This is a genomic window from Pseudomonas sp. D5(2026), from assembly GCF_057766845.1.
The window spans coordinates 4380912-4406955 of the sequence record NZ_CM173421.1 but is presented as its reverse complement, the minus strand read 5'-3'; the positions used below and the strand labels follow the sequence as shown (position 1 = coordinate 4406955).

General features: G+C 63.8%; 23 protein-coding genes and 1 pseudogene. 12 read left to right on the top strand and 12 right to left on the bottom strand.

Annotated elements, in window-relative coordinates; genetic code table 11:
- Window positions 1-79: 79 nt before the first annotated feature.
- Window positions 80-169: pseudogene (locus AC3B5Q_RS20400) on the top strand (hypothetical protein); the annotation flags it as partial.
- Between the two features lie 332 nt (window positions 170-501).
- On the opposite strand, the gene lptF reads toward AC3B5Q_RS20400, so the two are convergent.
- From lptF to AC3B5Q_RS20385, 3 genes are all read right to left on the bottom strand, one after another.
- A complete protein-coding gene (gene lptF, locus AC3B5Q_RS20395) occupies window positions 502-1293 on the bottom strand; it encodes a lipotoxin F family OmpA-related lipoprotein LptF (RefSeq protein WP_053870484.1) in 792 nt (263 codons plus the stop codon).
- Between the two features lie 50 nt (window positions 1294-1343).
- On the bottom strand, window positions 1344-1757 hold the full coding sequence (locus AC3B5Q_RS20390) for a DUF4398 domain-containing protein (protein WP_020190164.1): 414 nt from the start codon (window positions 1755-1757) through the stop codon (window positions 1344-1346).
- A gap of 276 nt (window positions 1758-2033) precedes the next feature.
- Window positions 2034-2378: a hypothetical protein gene (locus AC3B5Q_RS20385; RefSeq protein WP_021785939.1), complete on the bottom strand. Its 345-nt coding sequence runs from the start codon at window positions 2376-2378 to the stop codon at window positions 2034-2036.
- Between the two features lie 261 nt (window positions 2379-2639).
- Between AC3B5Q_RS20385 and ppc the strand changes: the two genes are divergently transcribed.
- From ppc to AC3B5Q_RS20350, 7 genes are all read left to right on the top strand, one after another.
- Window positions 2640-5267 (top strand): phosphoenolpyruvate carboxylase, encoded by a 2628-nt coding sequence (gene ppc, locus AC3B5Q_RS20380; RefSeq protein ID WP_021785938.1) that lies wholly within the window; start codon window positions 2640-2642, stop codon window positions 5265-5267.
- A gap of 257 nt (window positions 5268-5524) precedes the next feature.
- Window positions 5525-6175 carry an adenylate kinase gene (adk, locus tag AC3B5Q_RS20375; RefSeq protein ID WP_004575467.1) on the top strand — a complete coding sequence of 217 codons (651 nt, stop codon included), beginning with the start codon at window positions 5525-5527 and terminating at the stop codon, window positions 6173-6175.
- 140 nt (window positions 6176-6315) lie between these two features.
- On the top strand, window positions 6316-6990 hold the full coding sequence (gene tsaB / locus AC3B5Q_RS20370; protein WP_021785936.1) for a tRNA (adenosine(37)-N6)-threonylcarbamoyltransferase complex dimerization subunit type 1 TsaB: 675 nt from the start codon (window positions 6316-6318) through the stop codon (window positions 6988-6990).
- A gap of 131 nt (window positions 6991-7121) precedes the next feature.
- Entirely contained in the window at window positions 7122-7412 is a 291-nt protein-coding gene (locus AC3B5Q_RS20365) for a hypothetical protein (RefSeq protein ID WP_028697074.1), read from the top strand.
- Between the two features lie 3 nt (window positions 7413-7415).
- Window positions 7416-8285 carry a DUF72 domain-containing protein gene (locus tag AC3B5Q_RS20360; protein WP_021785934.1) on the top strand — a complete coding sequence of 290 codons (870 nt, stop codon included), beginning with the start codon at window positions 7416-7418 and terminating at the stop codon, window positions 8283-8285.
- Window positions 8286-8313: 28 nt separating this feature from the next.
- Complete coding sequence (locus AC3B5Q_RS20355) at window positions 8314-9144, top strand: isocitrate lyase/PEP mutase family protein (RefSeq protein WP_319298696.1); 831 nt, start codon at window positions 8314-8316, stop codon at window positions 9142-9144.
- A complete protein-coding gene (locus tag AC3B5Q_RS20350) occupies window positions 9144-9833 on the top strand; it encodes an extensin-like domain-containing protein (RefSeq protein WP_331245214.1) in 690 nt (229 codons plus the stop codon). Before AC3B5Q_RS20355 ends, AC3B5Q_RS20350 begins: the two co-directional genes overlap by 1 nt.
- A 2-nt stretch (window positions 9834-9835) precedes the next feature.
- On the opposite strand, the gene AC3B5Q_RS20345 is transcribed toward AC3B5Q_RS20350, so the two are convergent.
- The gene (locus AC3B5Q_RS20345) at window positions 9836-10456 is read right to left on the bottom strand and encodes an energy transducer TonB (protein WP_274101284.1); all 621 of its coding nucleotides are present in this window, start codon (window positions 10454-10456) and stop codon (window positions 9836-9838) included.
- A gap of 104 nt (window positions 10457-10560) precedes the next feature.
- Here AC3B5Q_RS20345 and AC3B5Q_RS20340 point away from each other — a divergent pair, with 104 nt between their 5' ends.
- Complete coding sequence (locus AC3B5Q_RS20340) at window positions 10561-11337, top strand: class I SAM-dependent methyltransferase (protein WP_014592156.1); 777 nt, start codon at window positions 10561-10563, stop codon at window positions 11335-11337.
- 69 nt (window positions 11338-11406) lie between these two features.
- On the opposite strand, the gene AC3B5Q_RS20335 is transcribed toward AC3B5Q_RS20340, so the two are convergent.
- Window positions 11407-12048, bottom strand: a complete 642-nt coding sequence (locus AC3B5Q_RS20335; RefSeq protein ID WP_021785930.1) for a TetR/AcrR family transcriptional regulator — start codon at window positions 12046-12048, stop codon at window positions 11407-11409.
- Between the two features lie 175 nt (window positions 12049-12223).
- Here AC3B5Q_RS20335 and AC3B5Q_RS20330 point away from each other — a divergent pair, with 175 nt between their 5' ends.
- Both AC3B5Q_RS20330 and AC3B5Q_RS20325 read left to right on the top strand, forming a co-directional pair.
- Complete coding sequence (locus AC3B5Q_RS20330) at window positions 12224-13324, top strand: efflux RND transporter periplasmic adaptor subunit (RefSeq protein ID WP_021785929.1); 1101 nt, start codon at window positions 12224-12226, stop codon at window positions 13322-13324.
- Window positions 13325-13330: 6 nt separating this feature from the next.
- Window positions 13331-16396 (top strand): efflux RND transporter permease subunit, encoded by a 3066-nt coding sequence (locus tag AC3B5Q_RS20325; RefSeq protein ID WP_021785928.1) that lies wholly within the window; start codon window positions 13331-13333, stop codon window positions 16394-16396.
- Between the two features lie 180 nt (window positions 16397-16576).
- Here the strand turns inward: AC3B5Q_RS20325 and AC3B5Q_RS20320 are convergent, their stop codons facing one another.
- From AC3B5Q_RS20320 to plsB, 3 genes are all read right to left on the bottom strand, one after another.
- Window positions 16577-17263 carry a DUF4197 domain-containing protein gene (locus tag AC3B5Q_RS20320; protein ID WP_021785927.1) on the bottom strand — a complete coding sequence of 229 codons (687 nt, stop codon included), beginning with the start codon at window positions 17261-17263 and terminating at the stop codon, window positions 16577-16579.
- A gap of 33 nt (window positions 17264-17296) precedes the next feature.
- Window positions 17297-17695 (bottom strand): YbaY family lipoprotein, encoded by a 399-nt coding sequence (locus tag AC3B5Q_RS20315; protein ID WP_021785926.1) that lies wholly within the window; start codon window positions 17693-17695, stop codon window positions 17297-17299.
- Window positions 17696-17771: 76 nt separating this feature from the next.
- Complete coding sequence (gene plsB / locus AC3B5Q_RS20310) at window positions 17772-20258, bottom strand: glycerol-3-phosphate 1-O-acyltransferase PlsB (RefSeq protein WP_021785925.1); 2487 nt, start codon at window positions 20256-20258, stop codon at window positions 17772-17774.
- A 233-nt stretch (window positions 20259-20491) separates the two neighbouring features.
- On the opposite strand from plsB, the gene AC3B5Q_RS20305 reads away from it, so the two are divergent.
- A complete protein-coding gene (locus tag AC3B5Q_RS20305) occupies window positions 20492-20701 on the top strand; it encodes a cold-shock protein (protein ID WP_003252255.1) in 210 nt (69 codons plus the stop codon).
- A 122-nt stretch (window positions 20702-20823) separates the two neighbouring features.
- Here AC3B5Q_RS20305 and AC3B5Q_RS20300 read toward each other — a convergent pair whose 3' ends face one another.
- From AC3B5Q_RS20300 to AC3B5Q_RS20285, 4 genes are all read right to left on the bottom strand, one after another.
- Entirely contained in the window at window positions 20824-21201 is a 378-nt protein-coding gene (locus AC3B5Q_RS20300) for a hypothetical protein (protein ID WP_010952612.1), read from the bottom strand.
- 17 nt (window positions 21202-21218) lie between these two features.
- Window positions 21219-22031, bottom strand: a complete 813-nt coding sequence (locus AC3B5Q_RS20295; protein WP_021785923.1) for a putative RNA methyltransferase — start codon at window positions 22029-22031, stop codon at window positions 21219-21221.
- Window positions 22031-23182 (bottom strand): succinyl-diaminopimelate desuccinylase, encoded by a 1152-nt coding sequence (dapE, locus tag AC3B5Q_RS20290; RefSeq protein WP_021785922.1) that lies wholly within the window; start codon window positions 23180-23182, stop codon window positions 22031-22033. The genes AC3B5Q_RS20295 and dapE overlap by 1 nt, the downstream gene beginning before the upstream one ends.
- Before the next feature lie 190 nt (window positions 23183-23372).
- On the bottom strand, window positions 23373-25964 hold the full coding sequence (locus AC3B5Q_RS20285) for a glycosyltransferase (RefSeq protein WP_021785921.1): 2592 nt from the start codon (window positions 25962-25964) through the stop codon (window positions 23373-23375).
- Window positions 25965-26044: the final 80 nt, after the last annotated feature.

Below are 26044 nucleotides of genomic sequence, written 5' to 3'. Positions count from 1 at the left end.
CCTTGTTTGTACGACGCGATAACGCGCTATGCACCAAGGAGTTCGCGCGCCAACCCCACAGGCATAATTGGCCCGAAACAAACAGAAAGGCCTGACCGACGTGCTGGTGGACAACCGCAAGCGTGCGGTGCGCTGCATGGGCGAGGAAACACCGCAGCAGGTGCAGTGAGTGTTCGGCGCAGCATTTTTGGCGCCCGCGAGATCGAGCGCCGCCCGCGCGGCGCATCGCGAGCAAGCTCGCTCCTACATCTGTTTCGGGCCAGTTACGCCTGTGACAGACGCGCGCGACCGCCTTGTTTGTACGACGCGATATCGCGCCATGCGCCAAGGCGTTCGCGCGCAAATCCCACAGGAATAATTGGCCCGAAACAGATGTAGGAGCGAGCTTGCTCGCGATGCGCCGCGCGGGCGGCGCTCGATCTCACAGGCGCCACAACATTATCGGCGAACAAAGAAAAGCCCCGCCTCAATCGCGGGGCTTGTCCTTTCAGCGTTCCAGCCTTACCGCTGAGCCTGGCTCACCGAGCGTGGTGCCACCGGCTGGTTGTCGTTGGAGATGGTCACCTCCACCCGTCGGTTCTGCGCACGCCCCGAGTTGCTCGAGTTGTCCGCTACCGGGTACTCCTTGCCATAGCCTTGCGAAACGATACGCGCCGGATCTACCCCTGCACGTACCAGTGCCATGCGCACGCTGTTGGCGCGGCGCTCGGACAGTGTCTGATTGTAGTTGGCCGAGCCGACGCTGTCGGTGTAGCCCTCGACGATCACCTTGCGTTCCGGGTTTTCCTGGAGGAACCGCGCCAGCTTGGTGATGTTCGGGTAAGCGCTGCTCTTGAGTTCGGCCTTGTTGAAGTCGAACAGTACATCGCCGAAGGTCACCAGCGTTCCGCGGTCGGTCTGCTTGGCGTTGAGGCTCTCCTGCAGCTTGGCGATCTGCGCGTCGCGGGCATCCAGCTTGGCCTGGGCGCGCTGGGCCGAGGCGTTCTTCAGTTCAGCTTCGGCGGTGCGCAGGGCAATGGTCTGCTTGGCCACTTCGACGCGCTGGTTGGTCAGGTAGGCCAGTTGGTCGACTTTCTTCTCGTCTTCACGGTCCATGTAGGCCTTGTCGGCTTTGTTCAGCCAGTCCTGGGCGTCCTTGGTCTCCAGCGCCGCAACCTTGCTCGCTTGCGGATTGCTCTGCAGAGAAGAGAAGTTGGTGCGGGCCGCTTCCAGGTTGGCATTCGGATCGTGCGAGCAGGCAGCAAGACCGACGCTCAGGGCCAGCAGGGCGGGAATCATGACGTGTTTGCGCATAGTGTTCATCCTTTGATCGTGTGCGAAGGCTAAGGTTGGCGGGGCAGGGCTCACTGAACGCTGCGCAGGCCTTCCTCACGTACGTCCTGAACGCCCTGGCGGGCATCCTGCACGGCCTTCTGGGCTTTGGCTGCCTGGGCCTTGCGTTCGGCGAGGCGGGCATCCCATTCGGCCTGTTGGGCCAGGCGCTTGGCCTCGTCGTACTTCTTGTCGTGCATGGCGATTTCGGCTTGCTTGAACTTGTCCTGAGCCGCCTTCATTTCCACGGCGGCGAACTCGGTACCGCCGGCGCTGACGGCGGAGTTCACGGCGGACTGGGTAACGGCATACTGCTCGGTGGGCGGATTGCCCGCACAGCCGGCCAGGACCAGGCTACTGCCCAGTGCCAGCGCGGCCAGCTTGAACCCGCGCACATGAGTGGATGACAGTTTGCTAGTGCGGGTCTTCATGGTGGTCAGTTCCATTGGATCACTCCTGATAACGACGATGTCCGTAGCAGTCCATCGCTCAATCCCTGACAAAACCGCGCGCTTCAGCTCAACGGTGCACGAGGGCAGTGTGCAGGGTTTTAGCGTGATGGCTATTGGCTCCGACTCGGACGTTTTTCGAATAGTTCAGAAAAAAGCGTCGTAATCGGATAACTATTTCTGACTGATCGGTCAGTGCGATTTGTCTGGAACTTTCTCAGGCTGAAGCGGTATTCCGGGCCTTGAGCAGGCCCGGAACGGGGGAGCGGACGGTTACTTGTCGCTGTCGACTGTAGCGTTGCTCAAGTTATGCAGGTGTTGGCGGGACAGGGAGAGAAAGCGCGGCGTAGGACCAACGTCTTCGTAAAGTGGGTCACCCTCTTCGTCAGTGGCGATGACCTGGCGGCCCTGTACATAGGGGAAGCTGGCCTCCAATTCTTCAAGGGCGGCTGCCACCAGTTCGCCGAGCAGTTCTTCGGCCGTGCGTTTGGGGTACATGTCGATCAGCGCGGCCAGGCGCGCCTCGGACTCCAGGTCCAGGTGCAGGACATGGCCCGTACGGCTGAGGGTGCCGGCGGCATTCTGTTCCCAATGCTGGGCGAGTTCACGAATTTTCATGATGACCTCTGTTGACGCCTGGAAAGGCTGCACTGCATGGGAGTGCTGTGCTTTCACTTTAGTTTGGTTTGGCCCATCACGGCTTGCCATCGTCGCCCGGCTGTGGGCACTCTTGGGGGATACCGCCCCCCCTGTAGGAGCGGGTTTACCCGCGAACACCGGCAAAGCCGGTGCCAGGCACCGCCTTGGGTTATTCACGGGTTAACCCGCGCTTGCACAGGGCGCGCTGAGGCTGATAGGGATGCAACGGAGAGAGCGCCAATGACCGATATCGATGTGCGTTTGCGTGAAGATGTCCATGTGTTGGGCGAACTGCTTGGCGAAACCATTCGCCAGCAGCATGGCGATGCGTTCCTGCAGAAAATCGAGGACATCCGCCACAGTGCCAAGGCCGACCGCCGCGGCCCTGGTGAGCAACTGAGTTCAACCCTGGCGGACTTGGCCGAAGAAGACCTGCTGCCCGTAGCGAGAGCCTTCAACCAGTTCCTCAACCTGGCCAACATGGCCGAGCAGTACCAGTTGATCCGCCGCCGCGACGCTGACCAACCCGAACCTTTCGAAGCGCGGGTACTGCCCGAACTGCTGGGGCGCCTGAAGCAGGCCGGCCACAGCAACGACGCCCTGGCCCGGCAACTGGCCAAGCTCGATATCCAGTTGGTGCTCACCGCACACCCCACCGAAGTGGCCCGTCGCACGCTGATCCAGAAGTACGACGCGATCGCCGGCCAACTGGCCGCACAGGACCACCGTGACCTGACCGCGGCAGAACGCCAGCAAGTGCGCGAACGCCTGCGCCGGCTGATCGCCGAGGCCTGGCATACCGAAGAAATCCGCCGCACCCGGCCTTCGCCGGTAGACGAAGCCAAGTGGGGTTTCGCAGTGATCGAGCATTCGCTGTGGCACGCCATCCCCAGCCACCTGCGCAAGGTCGACAAGGCCCTGCTGGAGGCCACTGGCCTGCGGCTGCCGCTGGAGGCCGCGCCGATCCGCTTTGCCTCGTGGATGGGTGGCGACCGTGATGGCAACCCCAATGTGACGGCTGCCGTCACCCGCGAAGTGCTGCTGTTGGCGCGCTGGATGGCCGCCGACCTGTTCCTGCGCGATATCGACGCACTGGCCGCCGAGCTGTCCATGCAGCAGGCCAGCGACGCCCTGCGCGCACAAGTCGGCGACAGTGCCGAACCTTACCGCGCAGTGCTCAAGCGATTGCGCGACCGCCTGCGTGCGACACGCGCATGGGCGCAGTCGGCCTTGACCAGCAACCAACCGGCCGGTGCCGACGTGCTGGTGGAGAACTGCGAGCTGATCGCGCCGCTGGAGCTGTGCTACCAGTCACTGCACGAATGCGGCATGGGCGTTATCGCTGAAGGCCCGCTGCTTGACTGCTTGCGCCGTGCGGTCACCTTCGGCCTGTTCCTGGGCCGCCTGGACGTGCGCCAGGACGCTGCCCGTCACCGTGATGCGCTGACCGAGATTACCGATTACCTGGGCCTGGGGCGTTACGCCGACTGGGATGAGGAGCAGCGCATCGCGTTCCTCCAGGCCGAGTTGAAAAACCGCCGGCCCCTGCTACCTGCGCATTTCAAGCCGCAAGCGGACACCGCCGAAGTGCTGGCGACCTGCAGGGAAGTGGCCGCTGCACCGGCCGCCTCGCTGGGGTCTTACGTCATCTCCATGGCGGGGGCCGCCTCGGATGTACTGGCGGTACAACTGTTGCTCAAGGAAGCCGGCCTGACCCGCCCCATGCGTGTGGTGCCACTGTTCGAGACCCTGGCCGACCTCGACAACGCCGGCCCGGTCATGCAGCGCCTGCTTGGCCTGCCGGGCTACCGCGCGGGCCTGCGCGGCCCGCAGGAAGTGATGATCGGCTACTCCGACTCGGCCAAGGACGCCGGCACCACGGCTGCTGCCTGGGCGCAGTACCGGGCTCAGGAAAACCTGGTGCGTATCTGTGCCGAGCATCAGGTCGAGCTGCTGCTGTTCCACGGTCGTGGCGGTACGGTCGGGCGAGGCGGTGGCCCGGCCCATGCCGCGATCCTGTCGCAGCCACCGGGTTCGGTAGCGGGGCGTTTCCGCACCACCGAGCAGGGTGAAATGATTCGCTTCAAGTTCGGCCTGCCGGGCATCGCCGAGCAAAACCTCAACCTGTACCTGGCTGCCGTGCTTGAAGCCACGCTGTTGCCACCGCCGCCCCCGCAACCTGCCTGGCGTGAGGTGATGGACCAGTTGGCTGCCGATGGTGTCCAGGCCTACCGCAGCGTGGTACGGGAGAACCCTGATTTCGTCGAGTACTTCCGCCAGTCGACGCCAGAACAGGAGCTGGGGCGCCTGCCGCTGGGCAGCCGCCCGGCCAAGCGCCGCGCCGGGGGCATCGAAAGCCTGCGCGCCATCCCGTGGATCTTCGGCTGGACCCAGACCCGGCTGATGCTGCCGGCCTGGCTGGGCTGGGAAACCGCGCTGACTAACGCCTTGGCCCGGGGGCAGGGTGAGTTGCTGGCGCAGATGCGTGAGCAATGGCCGTTCTTCCGCACTCGCATCGACATGCTGGAAATGGTCCTGGCCAAGGCCGATGCGCAAATTGCCGAGGCCTACGACGAACGTCTGGTGCAACCGCACTTGCTCCCTTTAGGTGCGCACCTGCGCGACCTATTGTCGCAGTCGTGCCAGGTGGTGCTGGGCCTGACCAGGCAGCCGGTGCTACTGGCGCACAGCCCCGAGACACTGGAATTCATTAGCCTGCGCAATACCTATCTGGACCCGTTGCACCGCCTGCAGGCAGAGTTGCTGGCCCGCTCGCGCAGCCGCGAAGCCGCTCTGGACAGCCCGTTGGAGCAGGCCTTGCTGGTGACCGTGGCGGGTATTGCTGCCGGGCTGCGCAACACCGGCTAAGGGCAAGCCCGGGTCATGCCTGGCGAGTGTCATACAGGCCAGGCACAATGTCGGGAAGGGTGGTTGCGCCGGGCGCAACCGCCTGCCCGGTCAGCCGCAAGTGGCGCATTCCTGCAACTTTGGGACGCTTGTCTGGCTGCCGGGCGCTGTGTATCTTGAGCAGCCTTCTGACCGATTTATGGTCATACCCGATTTTCCGGACTTGGCCCTGGTTGCCGAATCCATTGAATTTCATAAAAAAATTTGAGGAGCACAAGATGCGCGTAATTCTGCTGGGAGCTCCCGGGGCCGGTAAAGGTACTCAGGCAAAGTTCATCACCGAAAAGTTCGGTATTCCACAGATCTCCACCGGTGACATGCTGCGTGCCGCCGTCAAGGCCGGTACCCCGCTGGGCCTGGAGCTGAAGAAAGTCATGGATGCCGGCCAGCTGGTCTCCGACGAGTTGATCATCAGCCTGGTGAAGGAGCGCATTGCCCAGCCTGATTGCGCCAACGGCTGCCTGTTCGACGGCTTCCCACGCACCATCCCGCAGGCCGAAGCCATGGTCGCTGCCGGTGTCGACATCGATGCCGTGGTCGAAATTGCCGTGGACGACGAGGAAATCGTTGGCCGCATGGCTGGCCGTCGCGTGCACTTGGCCTCGGGCCGTACCTACCACATTCAGTACAACCCGCCGAAAGTGGAAGGCAAGGACGACGAGACCGGTGAAGACCTGATCCAGCGTGACGACGACAAAGAAGAAACCGTTCGCCATCGCCTGTCGGTCTACCACAGCCAGACCAAGCCGCTGGTGGATTTCTACCAGAAGCTGTCGGCTGCCAATGGCGGCAAGCCGAAGTACAGCCACATCGAAGGTGTCGGCTCGGTTGAAGCCATCACCGCCAAGGTCCTGGCAGCCCTGAGCTGAACCGGCGCCTGACGCACCTCGACAACGGCCCGCTTGCGGGCCGTTGTCGTTTGTAGGCCGCACAGCGGCCCCCTCGGGACACAACGCCGCTGCTGCTCTATACTGCCGCTCTTTTTCATTCGCACCTGGATACCCGTTCGATGACCACCCTGCTGGCCCTGGATACCGCCACCGAAGCCTGTTCCGTCGCGCTGCTGCATGACGGCAAGGTAACCAGCCATTACGAGGTGATCCCGCGCATGCATGCCCAGAAGCTGCTGCCGATGATCAAGCAACTGCTGGCCGACTCTGGCGTGGCACTGAATGCGCTGGATGCCATTTCCTTTGGCCGTGGCCCGGGCGCGTTCACTGGCGTGCGAATTGCCATCGGTGTGGTGCAAGGCCTGGCCTTTGCCCTCGAACGCCCGGTGCTGCCGGTGTCCAACCTGGCCGCACTGGCCCAGGGTGCATTGCGCGAGCATGGCGTGCAGCAGGTGGCAGCGGCCATCGATGCACGCATGGATGAAGTGTACTGGGGTTGCTACCAGGCCACGGCGGGCGAAATGCGCCTGGTCGGCCGTGAAGCCGTGTTACCGCCCGAGCAGGTGGCGCTGCCGGCAGGCAGCAATGGCGAGTGGTTCGGTGCCGGTACCGGATGGGGCTATGCCGAGCGCTTGGCGGTTCAGGTGGCCGCGAGCAACCCTGGCGCCTTGCCCAATGCCCTGGACGTCCTCAGCCTGGCCACCTTCGCCTGGGCGCGCGGCGAGGCAATCGTCGCCGAGCAGGCGCAGCCGGTTTATCTGCGCGACAATGTAGCCACGCCCAAGAAGCACTGAGTGCTGTTCGTCGGTTATCGCCGAACACGCTAAAACCTTTTTCGCGATCTGTGGTCCAGTTATCACTCAAGCATTAGCGACGGAACCCTGATGCTGCTAAATTGCCATCATTGGTCCTGAGTGCTCATGCCATGCGTATCGACGGTTTCTCATCGCAGTCCTACCCGCTCAAGCGCGCCTCGCGCAAAGCAGCGGTGCGTGACCAGGCCATCGACGATGCCGAGGTAATCGAGGAGGCAGAAGCCGCCCCGCAGGAAACCACTGCCCGCCGCCCTGGTGGTGGACTGCCAGCCCGGCAGCAGGACATGGTTTTCCCTCGTGCCCGTGACCGCCGTACCGCCACCGCACTGGCCAGCTACCTGAGCACTGCCGGTTTTACCGACTGGGACATGGAAGTACTGGGGCTCGACCTGTACATTTGATGGATGAATCCGTCACCACTGCCTTACTTTCTCGGTTGCCCGTCGTGGAGCGAAAACGCCTGGCGAGACTACCTGTACCCCGCTGACGCTAACAGTAATCAAATGCTTGGCTTCTACAGTCAGGTCTTCAACGCCGTCGAAGGCAACACCACTTTCTATGCACGTCCCGCGCCCGGGACCATTGCCCGCTGGGCGCAAGTCATGCCCGAGCACTTTCGCTTCACTGCCAAGTTTCCGCGGGATGTCAGCCATGAGGGCGACCTGCGTGACCAGCTTGAGCCTGCCTTCGACTTCACCCGGCTGATGGCCCCGCTGGGCCAGCGCGTATCACCCTACTGGCTGCAGTTGCCGGCCCAGTTCGGCCCGGCGCGCCTGGGTGAGCTCTGTCACTTCCTCGATCAGATCGCCGTGCCGGTGGCCGTGGAAGTGCGCAACCAGGCCTTTTTTGCCAAGGGTGAGGAAGAACGCCTGCTCAATCGCCTGCTGCACGAACGCGGCGTAGAGCGCATCTGCCTCGACCCCCGTGCGTTGTTCAGTTGCACCTCGCGCGACCCTGCCGTGCTGCATGCGCAGTCGAAGAAGCCCAAGGTACCACCGCGTCCGGCAGCCTTCAGCCAGCATCCGCAGGTTCGCTTCATCGGCCATCCGGAACTGGAGGCCAATCAGGCCTTCCTTAGCCCTTGGGTAGAAAAGGTCGCCGCCTGGATTGAAGAAGGCCGCAATCCCTATATCTTCCTGCACACCTCGGACAATCGCCTGGCTGCGGCGCTGGCCCAGCGTTTCCATCAGCGCCTGATGGCGCGCCTGCCTGGCCTGGCACCTTTGCCGGAATTGCCGCGCGCCCCTGAGGTCGAACAATTGGGATTACTCTGACCTTTCCCTGACTGCCGGAGGTTGAACCATGGATGTGCAAACCCTGCGAGCTGAGGCCTTCAAGGCGTTACACGAGCGCGAGGGCGCGTTCGTCATCCCCAACCCGTGGGATGCCGGCTCCGCCAAGTTGCTCGCCAGCCTGGGTTTCGAGGCACTGGCTACCACCAGTGCCGGCTTGGCCTTCAGCCTGGGCCGGCCAGACGCCGAAGGCGCCTTGAGCCTGGACGATACACTGGACAATGCCGGCGAGATCGTCGATGCCACCGCGCTGCCGGTGGCCGCCGATCTGGAAAACGGCTTTGGCGATTTGCCCGAAGACTGTGCCCAGACCATTCTGCGTGCCGCCGAAGTCGGCCTGGTGGGCGGCTCCATCGAAGATGCCAGTGGCCGCAGTGATGCGCCCATCTATGACTTCGGGCTGGCCGTGGAGCGGGTGCGCGCCGCCGTGCAGGCTGCGCGAAGCCTGCCGTTCCCGTTCACCTTGTGTGCCCGGGCAGAAAACCTGCTACACGGGAGCATGGACCTCGACGACACCATCTTGCGCCTGCAAGCCTATGCCGAAGCCGGTGCAGACGTGCTCTACGCCCCGGGGCTGCGTACCGTGGAGGAAGTCCGTGCCGTGGTGCAGGCAGTCGCACCGCACCCTGTGAATGTGCTGATGGGCACGGCGGGCGTGCCGCTCAACGTCAACCAGTTGCAGGACCTGGGCGTGCGTCGCATCAGCGTCGGCTCCTCGCTGGCCCGTGCTGCACTCGGGGCCTTTCACCGAGCCGCGTTGGAAATTCGCGAAGAGGGCACGTTCGGCTATGGTGAGCAGGCAATGCCGTTTGCCCAGCTGAACGACCTGTTCCGCCGCTGATGCGGGCATTGCTGGCGCTACTGGTCGGCCTGCTGACGGTGGCCGGCCTGGCCTGGCACTTTGGCTGGCGCCTGCCTGCCCTGTGGAACCCCTGGGCGCCGCTGGACGTGCGCCAACCGCCCAACCTGCTGACCCCCTACAAACTGTCACGCTTGCGCGATGACCCAGCGCTGTGCCGGCAGGCGCTGGAAACCAGCCACCTGCGTTACCGGGCACAAGCCGACAGCCCGGCCTCGGCCAACTGCCCGCTGCAGAACGTATGGCGCATCGAGGGCGGCCAGGCGCGGTTGAGCAGCAGTTTTCTGGCCAGTTGCCCGCTGGCGGTGGCCTATGCACTGTTCGAGAACCATGGCTTGCAGCCGGCGGCGCAGGAGGTGTTTGGGCAACCGGTGACGCAGGTGGATCACCTGGGCAGCTTTGCCTGCCGCAATGTCTACCACCGTAAGCAGGGCCGTTTGAGCCAGCACGCCATGGCCAATGCGCTGGACATCAGCGGTTTCCGTCTACAGGACGGCCAGCGGATCGTGCTGGCGCGTGACTGGCAGGCGGGTGGGCAGAAGGCCGAATTCCTGCGTCGGGTGCAGCGGGTGGCTTGCGAGAGCTTCAGCACGGTACTGGGGCCGGATTACAACGCTGCGCACCGCAACCACTTTCACGTGGACATGGGGCGCTGGCAGATCTGTCGTTAGCCTCAGGCGTACGCGCGCACGTTGTTCAGCACCACTGGGCGCGCCCAGTGGATGTCGAACTCCAGGTCATTTTGCTGCTTGGCCAGGGTGGCGTCGTCGAACGGTTCGGGCGCCGGGTCCAGCAGGTTCGTCTCGAACTCGGCAATGGGCAGGAATAGTGACCGTGGCGTGGGGGCAGGGCCGGGCTCGGCAATGGGCTGGCCCTGGCTCATTACCACCGGACGCAGCCAGCTGTTGTTGATGTCGAGCTGGCGCTGCTGCTCGATCAGTTCAATGGCACTGAACGGCTCGGGCGCGGGTGGTAGCAGCTTGGCCTCGAGCTCGGCCTTGGGCAGGAACAGCGGCTCGGGCGGTGCCACCACGGTGTCTTGCACCGGGCAGGCGCGCTGGGCGTCGATCAACGCCAGTGCACGGGCGCCGCCGATGGGTTCACCGCTGTCCTGGTCGTACTGCACGAACGACTGGCTGACGCCGTCTACGGGCTCTTCCTGCTGCTCGGCCATCGCCCGGGCAAAGAAATCCTGCCACAGGTGGCTGACGCCCCCGAGTGCCTGGGTGTTTTGCTGACTGTAGTTGCCGACAGGCGACAAGTAGGTCAAGCCGATGGGAAGAGTATCTGACATGGCAGTCGTGCGCGTTGTGCTCTGGCAGAATAGCGGGATATTGCCTGTATCGGCCGTGGTTGCCGATTCATTAAGGGCTTGGTTTGATTTTTCGGGTGTGAACGATGGAAGAGCAAGGCACGGGTATCAGGGTCGAGGCAATGGCAGCTGAGTATGCGCAACAGGCCAGGGCGTGGGCTGAACGCCTGGGCCTGCCGCTGCAGGACGATACCGCCGCCTTCGCGGTGCAGGTGGGCGCCGACGGCTTGCAGATTCAGCAACTGGGCCCGCAGGCGCCCGGGCCGGTGCGTGTGGACTTCGTCGAAGGCCAGGCTGCGCATCGCCGCCAGTTTGGCGGTGGCAACGGGCAGATGATCGCCAAGGCTGTGGGCATTGCCCAAGGTATCCGGCCGCAGGTGCTGGATGCCACGGCGGGGCTGGGCAAGGACGCGTTCGTGCTGGCCAGCCTTGGCTGCCAGATGACCCTGATCGAGCGCCAGCCGCTGATTGCCGCGCTGTTGGAGGACGGCCTGGCGCGGGCGCGAGCGGACGAAGAAGTGGGCCCGATTGTCGGGCGCATGCGCCTGCTGACCGGCAACGCCATCGAGCGCATGCGCGCCTGGGAAGGGGAGGCGCCGCAGGTGATCTACCTCGACCCGATGTTCCCACACCGCGACAAGAGCGCCCTGGTGAAAAAGGAAATGCGCGTGTTCCGGCCCTTGGTGGGCGATGACCTGGATGCACCGGCCCTGCTCGAAGCCGCCCTGGCACTGGCCAGCCACCGGGTGGTGGTTAAGCGGCCGCGAAAGGCGCCAATCATCGACGGGCCGAAGCCCAGCCACAGCCTGGAAGGCAAGTCGAGCCGGTATGACATTTATCCGAAGAAGGCGCTGAAAGCCTGACGGTTGTGTTACCTGCCCCAGCCTCTTCGCGGGTAAGCTCGCGAAGAGGCCTGCAAAGATATCCAGATATCAGGGTTTGAATGCCCTCAAAAATACCCCCACCACCTCGCGCACATGCGCCTCGGCTTCATCGCCTTCCAGCGGCCCCGCACAACCCAGCAGCAAGCGGTAATCTGGCGCCCCCTTGACCAGGCAGAAGAAGTGCTCTGCCGCCCTCAATGGGTTGTCGATGCGCAGCAGTCCGCGCTCGTGGGCCCCGCGCAGCAGGGCTTCCATCCCGGCCAGCACGCGCTTGGGCCCGGCTTCGTAGAAGTACTCGCCAAAACTCGGGTCCAGGCTGCCCTGGGCCATGATCAGGCGGCTGAGCTTGATCGCTTCGTCACTGCTGATAAGCGCCTGGAAGTTGCGGGCAATGGTCAGCAGCACTTCTTCCACCGGTACCCCCTCGGGATACTCGAACAGCAGGTCAGGCAACTGGATCTGGCAGGTGGCCATGACCGCCGAGCAGAACAGGGTCTGCTTGTCGGTGAAGTGGCTGTACACAGTGAGCTTTGAAACACCTGCCGCCGCAGCGACCGCATCCATGCTGGTGTTGGCGTAGCCAAGGCTGAGGAACAGCGTCTTGGCCGCTTCGAGAATTGCCTCGCGCTTGGCCAGGTCCTTGGGCCGGCCCGGGCCGATGGGTGCGTCGTTGGACATTGTGGTCTGCATCTGGTTGAAGGATCACCATCTTAACGGGTCAGGCGCCATCCGGCGAAAGCCAGGCTGCATTACCTGCTCACCGCACGCTTGAAAAACCCGCGCACACCCTTCCCGGCATCGTTGCGCTGATTTAATATACCCGTCAGTACAAATATTAAATGTGCACTCCGCGAAAGGATTCATCATGTTGCGCCATGCCTTGTCCATCGCTCTGCCCGCCGCTGCTGCCCTGCTTCTGGCGGCATGTGGCCAGGAAGCCGCCCCACCCGCTGCGCCGCGCCCGGCGCTGGTGGTGCAGCCGCAGCCGGCCGAAGCCGCTGCCGACAGTTACCCCGGCGAAGTGCGCGCGCGCTTCGAGCCGGAGCTGGCCTTCCGCATTGGCGGCAAGGTCAGCAAGCGCCTGGTGGAGGAGGGGCAGCGGGTCAAGGCCGACCAGCCGCTGGCCGAGCTGGACCCGCAGGACGTGCGCCTGCAACTTGAAGCCAATCGCGCCCAGCTGGCGGCTGCCGAGGCCAACCTGGCATTGGTGCGCGCCGAGCGCGACCGCTACCAGAAGCTGCTGGAACGGCAGATGGTCAGCCATTCCCTGTACGACAATGCCGAAAACCTCTACCGCGCAGGCCTTGCCCGTCTGAAGCAGGCCAAGGCCGAGTTCGATGTGGCTGGCAACCAGGCCGAATATGCCGTGCTGCGTGCGCCGCAGGCCGGGGTGATCGCCAAGCGCCAGGTTGAAGTGGGCCAGGTGGTCGCCGCCGGGCAGACCGTGTTTACCCTCGCCGCCGATGGCGAGCGAGAAGTGGCCATCGGCCTGCCGGAGCAGCAGTTCGCTCGCTTCGCTGTGGGCCAACCGGTGAGCGTGGAGCTTTGGTCGCACCCGCAGGCGCGTTTCCAGGGGCGCATTCGCGAGCTGTCACCGGCTGCCGACCCGCGTTCGCGCACGTTCGCGGCGCGCGTCGCCTTTACCACGGCCGCCGTTCCGGCTGAGCTGGGCCAGAGCGCCCGGGTGTTTATCGCCAAGGATGGGCTGATCCCGCTGTCGGTACCGCTGTCGGCAGTGACTTCGGAAAACGGTCAGGCCTATGTCTGGCGGGTGAACAAGGAAAGCCGCCTGGAGCGGGCGACGGTGCGGCTGGGGGCGTATGGCAGCGACAGTGTGCCGGTACTCGAAGGCCTGGACCCGGGTGACTGGGTGGTTGCCGCTGGTGGCCATGTACTGCGCGAGGGCCAGGAGGTACGCCCTGTGGACCGCAGCAACCGTGTAGTGAACCTGGCGGCCAAGGAGTAAGTCCCGATGGGTTTCAACCTTTCTGCCTGGGCGCTGCGCAACCGCCAGATCGTCCTGTTCCTGATGATCCTGCTGGCCGCCATTGGCGCCATGTCGTACACCAAGCTTGGCCAGAGCGAGGACCCGCCATTCACCTTCAAGGCCATGGTCATCCGCACCCTGTGGCCGGGCGCCAGCGCCGAAGAAGTGGCGCGGCAGGTGACCGAGCGCATCGAGAAGAAGCTGATGGAAACCGGTGAGTACGAGAGGATTGTCTCATTCTCCCGCCCCGGCGAATCGCAGGTCACCTTCATGGCCCGCGACTCGCTGCATTCCAAGGACATCCCCCAGTTGTGGTACCAGATCCGCAAGAAGGTTGCGGACATTCGCCACACCTTACCGCCGGAGATCCAGGGCCCGTTCTTCAACGACGAGTTCGGCACCACCTTCGGCAATATCTATGCGCTGACTGGCGAAGGCTTTGACTATGCGGTGCTCAAGGACTACGCCGACCGTATCCAGATCCAGCTGCAGCGGGTCAAGGATGTGGGCAAGGTCGAGCTGATCGGCCTGCAGGACGAGAAAGTCTGGATCGAGCTGTCCAACCTCAAGCTGGCCACCCTCGGCGTGCCGCTGGAAGCCGTACAGAAGGCGTTGCAAGAGCAGAACGCGGTGAGCACCGCCGGTTTCTTCGAGACGCCCAGCGAGCGCCTGCATCTGCGGGTGAGCGGGCGTTTCGACAGCGTCGAGCAGATCCGTCAGTTCCCCATTCGCGTGGGTGATCGCACCTTCCGGATTGGCGATGTCGCCGAGGTGCACCGTGGCTTCAACGACCCACCCGCACCACGCATGCGCTTCATGGGCGAGGATGCCATTGGCCTGGCAGTGTCGATGAAAGACGGTGGCGATATCCTTGTTCTGGGCAAGGCCCTGGAAGGCGAGTTCGAGCGCCTGGCGCACAGCCTGCCGGCCGGCATGGAGCTGCGCAAGGTTTCGGATCAACCGGCGGCGGTGAAGGCTGGCGTGGGGGAATTCGTCCAGGTGCTGGTCGAGGCGCTGGTCATTGTGCTGCTGGTGAGCTTCTTCTCGCTGGGTCTGCGCACTGGCCTGGTGGTTGCGCTGGCCATTCCGCTGGTGCTGGCCATGACCTTTGCCGCCATGCATTACTTCGGCATCGGCCTGCACAAGATTTCCCTCGGCGCACTGGTGCTGGCCCTTGGCTTGCTGGTGGACGACGCGATCATTGCCGTGGAGATGATGGCGATCAAGATGGAGCAGGGCTACGACCGCCTCAAGGCAGCAAGCTATGCCTGGACAAGTACGGCCTTCCCGATGCTCACCGGTACGCTGATCACGGCAGCAGGCTTTCTGCCGATTGCCACCGCAGCCTCCAGCACGGGCGAATACACCCGGTCGATCTTCCAGGTGGTGACCATCGCTCTGCTGACCTCGTGGGTGGTGGCTGTGGTGTTCGTGCCTTACCTGGGCGAGCGCCTGCTACCCGACCTGGCCAAGCTGCATGCCGCACGCCATGGCAAGGACGGCCATGCGCCAGACCCCTACGCCACCCCGTTCTACCAGCGTGTGCGACGGCTGGTGGAGTGGTGCGTACGGCGGCGCAAGACGGTGATCCTGCTGACCGTTGCCGCCTTTATCGGCAGCATCCTGCTGTTCCGCTTCGTGCCCCAACAGTTCTTCCCGGCCTCCGGGCGTCCGGAGTTGATGGTTGACCTGAAGCTGGCCGAAGGCGCCTCGCTGGCCAATACCGCCAAGCGGGTCAAGCAGCTGGAGGCGCTGCTCAAGCAGCAGGACGGTATCGACAACTACGTGGCCTATGTGGGCACCGGTTCGCCGCGCTTCTACCTGCCGCTGGACCAGCAACTGCCGGCAGCCAGCTTTGCCCAGTTCGTGGTGCTGGCCAAGTCTATGGAGGACCGCGAGCGCCTGCGCAGTTGGCTGATCAGCACTGTGGACCAGCAGTTCCCCGACCTGCGTGCCCGGGTCACGCGCCTGGAGAATGGCCCGCCCGTGGGCTACCCGGTGCAGTTCCGGGTCACTGGCGAGCATATCGAGAAGGCCCGTGCACTGGCCCGTGAAGTGGCTGACAAAGTGCGCGAGAACCCGCATGTGGTGAACGTGCACCTGGACTGGGAGGAACCCAGCAAGGCGGTGTTCCTCGAAATCGACCAGGACCGCGCCCGGGCGCTGGGTGTGAGCACCGCGCACCTGGCGAGCTTCCTGCAAAGCTCGCTGATCGGCACCACGGTCAGCCAGTACCGCGAGGACAATGAGCTGATCGAGATCCTGCTGCGCGGCACCCTCCAGGAGCGCAGTGACCTGGGCAACCTGGGTAGCCTGGCGTTGCCTACCGACAATGGCCAAAGCGTGGCGCTGTCGCAGGTGGCGACCCTGGAGTTCGGCTTTGAAGAAGGCATCATCTGGCACCGCAACCGCTTGCCGACGGTGACCGTGCGTGCCGATATCTACGACCAGGAGCAGCCGGCGACGCTGGTGAAGCAGATTCTGCCGACCTTGCAGGACATCCGCGCCAAGCTGCCCGATGGCTATCTGCTGGAGGTGGGCGGCACAGTGGAGGACTCCGAGCGAGGGCAGAAATCGGTGAATGCCGGTATGCCACTGTTCGTCGTGGTAGTGCTGAGCTTGTTGATGATCCAGCTGCGCAGCTTCTCGCGCACGGTGATGGTGTTCCTCACCGCGCCGCTGGGGCTGATTGGTGTGACCCTGTTCCTGCTGGTGTTCCGCCAGCCGTTTGGCTTTGTCGCCATGCTCGGCACCATTGCCCTGGCGGGGATGATCATGCGCAACTCGGTGATCCTGGTGGACCAGATCGAGCAGGACATCGCAGCGGGGATGGAGCGCTGGCAGGCGATCATCGAGGCTACGGTGCGGCGCTTCCGGCCGATCGTGCTGACCGCGCTGGCGGCGGTGCTGGCCATGATCCCGTTGTCGCGTAGTGTGTTCTATGGACCGATGGCGGTGGCGATCATGGGTGGGCTGATCGTGGCCACGGTGCTTACACTGCTGTTCCTGCCGGCGTTGTATGCGGCGTGGTTCAGGGTGAAGAAGGGCTGAAGACCGCAGGGGGAGGGCTTGGCCCTCCCTTCGCGGGTGAACCCGCTCCTACAGAGGACCGCGCAGGCTTTTCGATCAGTGTAGGAGCGGGTTTACCCGCGAATACGGTAGCGGCAGCAACGGTGAACGGCTGGTGAAAATTGGCCAGCAGGCCCGGCCCTTTCGCGGGTGAACCCGCTCCTACAGCGCGCCGAAAACCTTCTTGGCCAGGCTGGTAGCTGCGGCTGCCGGATTCTGGCGAATGCTCTGCTCCTGCTTGCCGATCATCTCGAACAGGCCATCCAGCGCCTTCTCGGTCACGTAGTTCTCGATATTGGCGTCATCCTTGACCAGCCCCAGGCCTTTGGCCTGGGCGGCGAAGGCATTGTACTGCTGGGCCACGCCAACCTTGTCGGTGGCCTGCTTGACGATTGGCAGGAACTTGGCGCGGATCTGCTCGCGGCTGCTCTTGTTCAGGTACTGGGTGGCCGAGTCGTCACCGCCGCTGAGAATGCCCTTGGCATCGGTCACGCTCATGTTCTTCACGGCCTCCACCAGAATTGCCTGGGCCTGCGGCACGGCAGCCTCGGCGGCCTTGTTCATGCTGGTTTCCAGGGCTTCGACCTGTTCACCCTTGCCGAACATTTTCATCGCCTTGGCAGCTTTGCCCAGGTTGCCTGGCAGCTCGATGCGCACGTCCGGGTTGTTGCTGAAGCCGCCTGGGGTGCTCAGTTGCTTGACGGCCAGTTGCGCACCTTGGGTCAGGGCGTCCTTCAGGCCGCCGGTGGCGTCTTTCTGGCTGAGGTCGCCGAGCGACAGGGCCAGGGCGCTGGCCGACAGCAGCAGGCCGGCGCACAGGGTGGTGAAGCGCAGGGAAGTGCGGATCATGAAGCTTTCCTTGTAAACGGATGAGTACGGGTATCAGCGAACCTGGTCTACCTTGATGCGTACCGATTGCGGGTCACTGCCATCGAGCGCGACAGCGTGCTGTTCGGTGTTGATGAACAGCAACTTGCCATTCAGCTCGATGCGCGCGCTCACCGCATAGCGGTGGCCAGGCTTGACCTGCGCGGGATCATAGGTGAGATGGAACGGCAGTGGTACGTTGCCTTTGACCGGGCCGGCCTGGCGCGCCAGGGTTACGGCAGGGGCGTCCATCAGTGACACATCCTGCAGTTCCACGCTCAGGGTGGCGGCAGGCGGCAGGGCAATACGCTGCAGGTAGAAGACTTCACCGTCCAGGCTGGCCTGGCTGTGTGGGTTTTGGCTGGAACAGGCTGCAAGCAGGGATGCGCAACACAGCATAAAGAGCTTTTTCATGGAATCTCCGGTGTCCTTGGAGCTGGCTTGTGGCCAACCCCAGGGACTTTAGCGGATTTTCCCGACCGATGAACCGTTAGAGGGCCGAAGTTTCCAGCCCGTCGTCACGGTGCAGGGCCACCTGGCGGATCGACAGGCGCAGCTCGGCCGACAGCACACGCTTGGCCACGCCCTCGGCCAGCTCGCCGAGCTTGTCCTGATAACCCAGCTTGCCTTGCGCGTCGGCGTGCAGCACGCCTTGCTCGAGCAAGGTCTGGATGAAGTGGCGGAACAGCGTCTTGTCGAAGAACTCCGGCGCGTTCAAACCATGCAGGATCGACAGGCGCTGGGCCATCATCACGCACAAGTCTTCCAGCGCTTCGGCACTCAGGCTGTTCTGCCCGCTGTTGATCAGCAGCGAGGTGGCCATGTAGAAGCGCTGCAGGGTCTGGGTGATGGTACGGGCGAGCAGGGTCAGCAACACGAATTGCCGCGAGCTGGGCGCCGGGCGCACGTACAGATCGTTGTCCTGGCGCAGCAAGCCCTGTTCCACCAACGCGACCAGCCATTGGTCGATTACTTCGTCCAGCTGTTCTGGCGTCCAGCGCAGAAACAGTTCGGCCTGCAGGTACGGGTACAGCGCGTGCACATACTGGCCCAGCAGTTCACGGCTCATGCGTGAACTGCTGAGGAAGAAGCTGGCCAGCAGCGCCGGCAGGGCGAAGATGTGCAGCACGTTGTTGCGGTAATAGGTCATCAGTACCGCATTGCCTTCATCCAGATAGAGGATGCGGCCCAGGGCGTCCTTCTGCTCGGCCATCAGGTTCATGCTGCGTACATGTTCGATCAGTGCCTGGCCGTCGCCCTCGGGCAGGGTGGTATGCGGCGAGTAGGGCACTTGGCGCAGCAGCGCCAGGTACAGGTCGAGTACGCGGGTCAGGGCGCGTTCGTCCAGGGCAAGGCGGCTGGTGGACAGCAGTGCCAGGGCCACCAGGTTGACCGGGTTGATGGCGGCTGCCTCGTTGAGGTGACGGGCCACGGTTTCTCCCAGGCGAGCAGTAGTAGCGTTGAGCCAGTCCGGACGGTACTGCGGACCGTGATCCTGTTCACGCCAGCCGGGCTGCTGCTGGTCGAGGAAACCAGCCAGGCGGATGGGTTCGCCGAAGTTCACGTAAACCTGGCCAAAGCGCTGCTTGAGTGCGCCGAACACCTTGAAGATGTCGAACACCGACTCCTTCTTCTTGCTGGCGCCGCGCAGTTCGCCCAGGTAGGTACGGCCTTCGAGCACGCGTTCGTAGCCGATGTACACCGGCACGAACACGATTGGCGTACGCGACGAACGCAGGAAGCTGCGCAGGGTAATGGCCAGCATCCCGGTGCGCGGCTGCAACATGCGCCCCGTACGCGAGCGGCCGCCTTCGACGAAGTACTCGACCGGGAAGCCCTTGGTGTACAGGGTGTGCAGGTACTCGTTGAACACTGCCGTGTAAAGCGGGTTGCCCTTGAACGTGCGGCGCATGAAGAAGGCGCCACCACGGCGTAGCAGGTTACCCACCACCGGCATGTTGAGGTTGATGCCTGCAGCCACGTGCGGCGGAGTGAGGCCGTTGCGGAACAGCAGGTACGACAGCAGCAGGTAGTCGATGTGGCTGCGGTGGCACGGCACATAGATCACTTCATGGCCAGGGGCGATACCCTGCACCTGTTCGATGTGGTTGACCTTGATGCCGTCGTAGATCTTGTTCCAGAACCAGCTGAGCACCACTTCGAGGAAGCGGATGGCGGTATAGGTGTAGTCCGAGGCTATCTCGTTGCCATAGCGCAATGCCTGGGCCTCGGCTTTGGCCAGCGGCAGGTTCTCGCGCTGTGCTTCGTCGGCAATCGCCTGGCGCACTTGCGGGGCATGGACCAGGCCTTTGACCAGGGTGCGTCGGTGCGAGATGTCCGGGCCGATGACGGCAGTCTTGAGGTTGCGAAAGTGCACGCGCATCAGGCGCTGGGCCATGCGCACGGTGCGCTCGTGGCCTTTGTTGTGCTGCACCAGTTCGCGCAGGTGGATTGGCGCGGAGAACTGTACCCGGGTCTTGCGCCCCAGGATCAGTACGGTCAGCAGCCGGCGCAGGCGCCCGGTTACCGCCCAGCTGTCGGCGAACAGCAGCTTCCAGGGGCTGGACTCGCTGGCCGGGGTCTGGCCCCAGAACACGCTGACAGGAATGATCTGCGCATCTTCTTCGGCATGCTGGCTGACGGCAGCCACCAGGCGCTCGAGCGTGGGCGGGGCGCCGCTTTTGTCCTGGCGGCCGAGCCAGTCCGGGTCGGGGGTCAGGTAGAAGAACGCGGCGGGTTCCTGCAGTGGGCCGACGGCTACCGGCAGCACCGGGCGCGGCAGCCCCGCCTTGGTGCACTCGTGGTCGAGCACGGCCAGGTCGGTGAGCGCGGGCGAGGGCAGCGCATAGAACACCGGCCGGCTGCGGTCGAGGTTGAGGGTCATGGAAGACTGGTTGATGGTCTCGGAGCGCACCCACAGGTACAACAGGCGACGCAGGCCGCCGAATATCAGGCGGTGCAGGGGGGAACGGGTCATGGGGTGTGTGCCCTGGGTGTGATGTTCAGGTGAGTATTCTGCTATTTAGTCTGCCGTATCGGCGTAAGTTCAGCAAAATTCGGCCAACGACGGGACCGTCATCAATTTTTTTTGTTCTGTGTCATATACTCGGCCTGCCACTTGCAGGATATTTCAGCAAGCGGCGTTGGCACGGGGCATGTGACCTCGTGCCTGCAAGGCGATCTTCACAATAAAAATCCGGAGTAGTTCAGATGTCGTCTCGTGAGACTGGGAATGTAAAGTGGTTCAACGATGCCAAGGGTTATGGCTTCATTCAGCGCGAAGGTGGTGCGGATGTGTTCGTCCACTATCGGGCGATTCGCGGTGAGGGGCATCGTACCCTGGTCGAAGGGCAGCGGGTGGAGTACGCCTGCGTGCAGGGCCAGAAAGGCCTGCAAGCCGAAGACGTAGTGGGCCTCTGAGCCTCTGGTTTCAAGCCGTAGGAGCGGGCTTGCCCGCGAAGCAGCCACTACGGTGGCTGCCACGGGCGAGGCCCGTGTTCGCGGGTAAGCCCGCTCCTACAGAAACGAGCAAGCCTGCCGTTTCATGATGTACGCCAGGTGATTTCCTCTTCACCGTCGGCGCTGATGCGGACCCAGCGGTCAGCATCTTCTTCCCCGTCTTCCTCGACCCAGCCACCCGGCGCGCAGCGCACTTCCACACCCAGCGCGGCAAATGCGGCGCGGGCGCAGGCAACGTCATCGGCCCACGGCGTCTGGTCGCTTTCCAGGTACAGGCTGTTCCATTTCCCTACAGCCTTGGGTAACCAAGTGACCGGAATGTTACCGGCCTGGCATTTGAAGGTATGGCCTTTCTGCTTCCACTCGGTGCACGGGCCGATTGCCTGGGCGAGCCACTCGGCAATCTGCTTGTGGTCGACGTCGGCGTCCTTCAGGTAGATCTCGATATCAGGTTGACGCATAAGGGCTCCGGGTGTGCTCAGTCTTGGCGCACGAAATAGTCATAACGCATGGAAACCGTGACCTCGAACGGCTCGGCCTGGTCGATCACCCGGGCCCGTTTTTCGGCGCTGGCGCGCCAGCCGTGTGGGGTCATGGCCAGCAGGTCGGCGCGGGCCTTGGGCGCGGCCAGGCTCAGGCGGAACTCGAGGGTTTCGCTGTGGGCATGGGCCATGCCTTCAGGGACCAGGGCCAGGTGCTTGTCGTCGGCGTAAGGGCGTACTTCATCGTAGAGCACTTCACGCAGTTCCATCAGGTGGCCGCTGGTCGGGCCGACCCGCATCAGGCCGCCGCCGGGGCTGAGCAAACGCTTGGCCTCGGCCCAGTCAAGCGGGCTGAAAACGCTGGCGATGAACTGGCAGCTGGCGTCGGTCAGCGGCACGCGGGCCATGCTGGCGACCATCCAGGTGACCGCCGGTGCTCGGCGGCAGGCACGCTTGACCGCTTCGCGGGAGATGTCCAGCGCATAGCCGTCGGCGGCCGGCAAGGCCTGGGCGATCTGTGCGGTGTAGTAACCCTCGCCGCAGCCGATGTCCAGCCAGGCGCCTGGCTGGCGCTCGGCGGCCAGCTCGGCCAGGCGGCGGGCGACTGGCGCGTAATGGCCGGCGTCGAGAAAGTCGCGGCGGGCCTCGACCATGGCCTGGTTGTCACCGGGGTCTCGGCTGTTCTTGTGCTGCACCGGCAGCAGGTTCAGGTAACCCTGGCGGGCGCGGTCGAAGCGGTGGCCGGCCGGGCACACCACTCCATTGTCGAGCCGGCTCAGCGGCGCTTGGCAAAGCGGGCAGGCAAGCATCAGGCGAGCAACCGGACCAGGGTCTGGTAGTAGATTTCGGTCAGCAGATCGAGGTCACTGGCAAGGATCCGCTCGTCAACCTGGTGGATCGTAGCGTTGACCGGGCCGAGTTCGACCACCTGGGTGCCCATGGTTGCGATGAAGCGTCCATCGGAGGTGCCGCCGCTGGTGGAGGGCTGGGTATCGCGACCGGTGACGCCCTTGATGCTGGCCGCTACGGCGTCGAGCAGCTCGCCTGGCTCGGTCAGGAACGGCAGGCCCGACAGCGCCCAGTCGACCGACCAGTCCAGTTCATGCTTGTCGAGAATCGCCGACACCCGCGCCTGCAAGCCTTCAACGGTGGACTCGGTGGAAAAACGGAAGTTGAACAGCGCGGTCAGCTCGCCCGGGACTACGTTGGTGGCGCCGGTGCCGGAATTGACGTTGGAGATCTGGAAGCTGGTTGGCGGGAAGAACGCGTTGCCTTCGTCCCAGTGCTCGGCAGCCAGTTCCGCCAGGGCCGGGGCGGCCAGGTGGATCGGGTTGCGCGCCAGGTGCGGATAGGCCACATGGCCCTGCTTGCCGCGTATGGTCAGCTTGGCGCCCAGTGAACCACGGCGACCGTTCTTGACCACGTCACCCAGCAAGGTGGTGCTGGACGGTTCGCCGACGATGCACCAGTCCAGGCGCTCGTTGCGCGCTTTCAGGCGCTCGACCACCGCCTTGGTGCCGTGGTGAGCCGGGCCTTCCTCGTCGCTGGTGATCAGAAACGCGACTTTGCCGCGGTGGTTCGGGTAGTCCTGCACGAAGCGCTCGCTGGCGATGACCATGGACGCCAGGCTGCCCTTCATGTCGGCGGCGCCACGGCCGCAGAGCATGCCGTCGGCGTCGATCAGCGCCTCGAAGGGTTCATGCTGCCATTGCTGGACCGGGCCGGTGGGCACCACGTCGGTGTGGCCGGCAAAACACAGTACCGGGCCGTCCTGGCTGCCGTGGGTGGCCCAGAAGTTGTCGACGTCTTCAATGCGCATCGGCTCCAGCTGGAAGCCTACGGCACCCAGGCGTTTCATCATCTGCGCCTGGCAATCGGCGTCGACGGGGGTGACCGAGGGGCGACGGATCAGGTCGCAGGCCAGTTGAAGGGTAGGCGAGAGCTCGGCAGGGGCCGTCATGGGGGACTCCGGGGCAAGGCAAGGCGGGGAAATCTGAGGGGCGTTATCTTATATCAAATGATTTCGGGCAGCACGGCCCATTCGCGGGCACGCCCGCTCCCACAGGTACTGCACAGCTCTGAACGCCTGTGCCAGGCCTGTGGGAGCGGGCGTGCCCGCGAATGGGCTGCACAGGTCAGCCCAGGCAACTTCAAGCCTGCTGCGCTTCGGCAGCCTTTTCTGCGGGCTTGGGCAGCGACGACAGAAATGCCATCACCAGCGCTGCCACATATGGCAACGACTGCACCAGCAACATCGCCACCCAGAAGCGCATGTCCGAGCTCGGCAGCCCCTGAACCAGGTAGATGCCTAGCGCCGCGCCCCACAGCAGCACCATGATGAACAGCTCTTCACGCGCTTCGGAAATCGCCACCAGCAACCCATGGCTGTCAGCATTCTTCGGCGTGCGGAAGAACGGCATGCTGCTGGTGAAGAAACCATACAGGACCGCCTTGGCGATGGTGTGCGACAGTGCCAGCCCGGCCAGTGCAGCTGCGAAGGCATCCTTGAGGTTCACCCCTACCGCTCGGCGGTACAGGAAGACGATCTTGCCGACCTTGAAGAAGAACAGCGCCAGCGGCGGGATGGCAAAGATCATCAGCGGCGGGTCGACCCGATGCGGCACGATGATCATCGCCGCCGACCACAGCAGCGCGCCGATGGTGAAGAAGATGTTCATGCCATCGGCGATCCACGGTAGCCAGCCGGCCAGGAAGTGGTAGCGCTGGCCACGGGTCAGCTGGCTGCCTTTGCCGCGCAGCAGTGCGCTGGCGTGGTGCTTGATGATCTGGATGGCGCCGTAGGCCCAGCGGAAGCGTTGCTTCTTGAAGTCGATGAAGGTGTCAGGCATCAGGCCCTTGCCATAGCTGTTGTGGGCGTAGGCGGCGGACAGGCCTTTCTCGAACACGCGCAGGCCCAGTTCGGCGTCTTCGCAGATGCACCACTCGGCCCAGCCCAGTTCTTCCAGCACACTGCGCCGGGTCATGGTCATGGTGCCGTGCTGGATGATCGCGTCACGGTCGTTGCGGGTGACCATACCGATGTGGAAGAAGCCCTTGTACTCGCTGTAGCACAGCTTCTTGAAGGCGCTTTCGTGCTGGTCGCGGTAATCCTGCGGTGACTGCACCACGGCAATTTTCGGGTCGGCGAAGTGCGGCACCATGTGCTTGAGCCAGTTGCGGTCGACGCAGTAGTCCGAGTCGATTACCGCGATCACTTCGGCGTCCTTGGCCGTGTGCGGGATCAGGTAATTCAGTGCACCGCCCTTGAAGCCGGCCAGAGGCGCGACGTGGAAGAACTTGAAGCGCTCGCCAAGCTTCTCGCAGTGGGCCTTGAGCGGCTCCCAAACGGCCGGGTCCTTGGTGTTGTTGTCGATCACCAGCACTTCGTAGTCGGGGTAGTCCAGGGCGGCCAGGGCGTCGAGGGTTTGTTTCACCATCTCAGGTGGCTCGTTGTAGCACGGCACATGCACCGAAACCTTGGGCCGGTAGGCACTGTCTGCCTGCACGGGCAGGAACTCGCGCCGGCGCTTGTGTATCCATACCGCCTCGGCCAGTTCGTGGGCCTCGGTGAGCAGCACGATGAACACGCCCAACGCGCCAAGGGCCAGCAGCACGCCCACGGTCAGGCTGAACCAGGTGCTGTATTGCTGGCTATAGTCGTAGGCGATCCACACCAGCACCGACCCGCACAGGAAGGTGATGAACGTCAGGAAGGTCCGGCCACGCTGGCGCAGGGCCGAGCCATCAATGAACAGCACCGTCAGGGCGATCATTGCCAGCACCACCGACGCCACTGCCAGGGCCCGCCACTGCGGGATCGCCACCACGGGGCCGTCGAAGTTGAACTTCTGCTGGCGCTCGGCGTTGTAGACCCCCCAGTAGGCGCCTACCGAGCCTTCGTCGCTGGCTTTCCAGGGTTGGTCATAGGCTTCAATGACAAAGTAGTTATAGCCCCTGCGGTTGAGGGTGTTGACCAGGGTGCGCAAGTAGATGGCCTGGTCGGCCTGTGTGGCATCGGCACCACCGCGCATGCGGCCGTTGCTTGGCCAGCCGACTTCCGACAGCAGCAGGGGTTTGCGCGGGAACTGGCGCTTCAGTTCACGGGCGCGGTCGAGGACGAACTCGACCGAATCCTTCATCGGCACGAACTCCCAGTAGGGCAGGATGTGCGCCGCAATCAGGTCGACGTGCCTGGCCAGCTCGGGGTGTTCCTTCCAGATGTGCCATTGTTCACTGGTGGTCACGGGCACCTTTACAGCTGCGCGTACCCGGTCCAGGTATTTGATCAGGTTTTCCGGTGTGACTTCTTCCCGGAACAGCGCCTCGTTGCCGACCACCACCCGCACCACGCTACGCGACGTGTTGGCCAACTGGATGGCCGTGGCGATTTCGCGCTCGTTGCGCTCCAGGTCCGGGCTGATCCATATCCCCAGTGTTACCCGCAGGCCCAACTCCTCAGCCAGGCGCGGGATGTCGGCCTGGGTGCCTTCCACGGTATAGATACGGATGCTGTCGGTCAGTTTGCTCAACTGCTCCAGGTCCTGGCGCATTTCGTCGTCAGTGGGATACTGACCCTTCTGTGGGCTTTCGCCCAGGCGGAACGGCGAATACGAAAAGCCAGAGATCTGTTCTGGCCAGGCGGGGGCGGAGACCGGGCGGTTGATCAGTGCCCAGAACCCGGTGAACAGTGCGGCGATGGCCAGCACCACTACCAGGTTCAGGCCGAATTTACGTGAAGACATCGTCGTCCATTCATGTCGAAGTGATAGGACATTAAAGCAGGGTTGGCAGTCTCTTTCCTAACGATGCAGGGCAAGGGCTC

Bases quoted from the DNA above. Each gene is read 5' to 3' on its own strand.
- AC3B5Q_RS20345 (WP_274101284.1), bottom strand. From the start codon at position 10,456: ATGTCAGATACTCTTCCCATCGGCTTGACCTACTTGTCGCCTGTCGGC.
- AC3B5Q_RS20320 (WP_021785927.1), bottom strand. From the start codon at position 17,263: ATGATCCGCACTTCCCTGCGCTTCACCACCCTGTGCGCCGGCCTGCTG.
- AC3B5Q_RS20285 (WP_021785921.1), bottom strand. From the start codon at position 25,964: ATGTCTTCACGTAAATTCGGCCTGAACCTGGTAGTGGTGCTGGCCATC.
- AC3B5Q_RS20340 (WP_014592156.1), top strand. From the start codon at position 10,561: ATGGAAGAGCAAGGCACGGGTATCAGGGTCGAGGCAATGGCAGCTGAG.
- AC3B5Q_RS20390 (WP_020190164.1), bottom strand. From the start codon at position 1,757: ATGGAACTGACCACCATGAAGACCCGCACTAGCAAACTGTCATCCACT.
- AC3B5Q_RS20330 (WP_021785929.1), top strand. From the start codon at position 12,224: ATGTTGCGCCATGCCTTGTCCATCGCTCTGCCCGCCGCTGCTGCCCTG.
- dapE (WP_021785922.1), bottom strand. From the start codon at position 23,182: ATGACGGCCCCTGCCGAGCTCTCGCCTACCCTTCAACTGGCCTGCGAC.
- AC3B5Q_RS20350 (WP_331245214.1), top strand. From the start codon at position 9,144: ATGCGGGCATTGCTGGCGCTACTGGTCGGCCTGCTGACGGTGGCCGGC.
- AC3B5Q_RS20335 (WP_021785930.1), bottom strand. From the start codon at position 12,048: ATGCAGACCACAATGTCCAACGACGCACCCATCGGCCCGGGCCGGCCC.
- AC3B5Q_RS20315 (WP_021785926.1), bottom strand. From the start codon at position 17,695: ATGAAAAAGCTCTTTATGCTGTGTTGCGCATCCCTGCTTGCAGCCTGT.
- AC3B5Q_RS20355 (WP_319298696.1), top strand. From the start codon at position 8,314: ATGGATGTGCAAACCCTGCGAGCTGAGGCCTTCAAGGCGTTACACGAG.
- lptF (WP_053870484.1), bottom strand. From the start codon at position 1,293: ATGCGCAAACACGTCATGATTCCCGCCCTGCTGGCCCTGAGCGTCGGT.
- AC3B5Q_RS20300 (WP_010952612.1), bottom strand. From the start codon at position 21,201: ATGCGTCAACCTGATATCGAGATCTACCTGAAGGACGCCGACGTCGAC.
- ppc (WP_021785938.1), top strand. From the start codon at position 2,640: ATGACCGATATCGATGTGCGTTTGCGTGAAGATGTCCATGTGTTGGGC.
- tsaB (WP_021785936.1), top strand. From the start codon at position 6,316: ATGACCACCCTGCTGGCCCTGGATACCGCCACCGAAGCCTGTTCCGTC.
- adk (WP_004575467.1), top strand. From the start codon at position 5,525: ATGCGCGTAATTCTGCTGGGAGCTCCCGGGGCCGGTAAAGGTACTCAG.
- AC3B5Q_RS20305 (WP_003252255.1), top strand. From the start codon at position 20,492: ATGTCGTCTCGTGAGACTGGGAATGTAAAGTGGTTCAACGATGCCAAG.
- AC3B5Q_RS20365 (WP_028697074.1), top strand. From the start codon at position 7,122: ATGCGTATCGACGGTTTCTCATCGCAGTCCTACCCGCTCAAGCGCGCC.
- AC3B5Q_RS20385 (WP_021785939.1), bottom strand. From the start codon at position 2,378: ATGAAAATTCGTGAACTCGCCCAGCATTGGGAACAGAATGCCGCCGGC.
- AC3B5Q_RS20360 (WP_021785934.1), top strand. From the start codon at position 7,416: ATGAATCCGTCACCACTGCCTTACTTTCTCGGTTGCCCGTCGTGGAGC.
- AC3B5Q_RS20295 (WP_021785923.1), bottom strand. From the start codon at position 22,031: ATGCTTGCCTGCCCGCTTTGCCAAGCGCCGCTGAGCCGGCTCGACAAT.
- AC3B5Q_RS20325 (WP_021785928.1), top strand. From the start codon at position 13,331: ATGGGTTTCAACCTTTCTGCCTGGGCGCTGCGCAACCGCCAGATCGTC.
- plsB (WP_021785925.1), bottom strand. From the start codon at position 20,258: ATGACCCGTTCCCCCCTGCACCGCCTGATATTCGGCGGCCTGCGTCGC.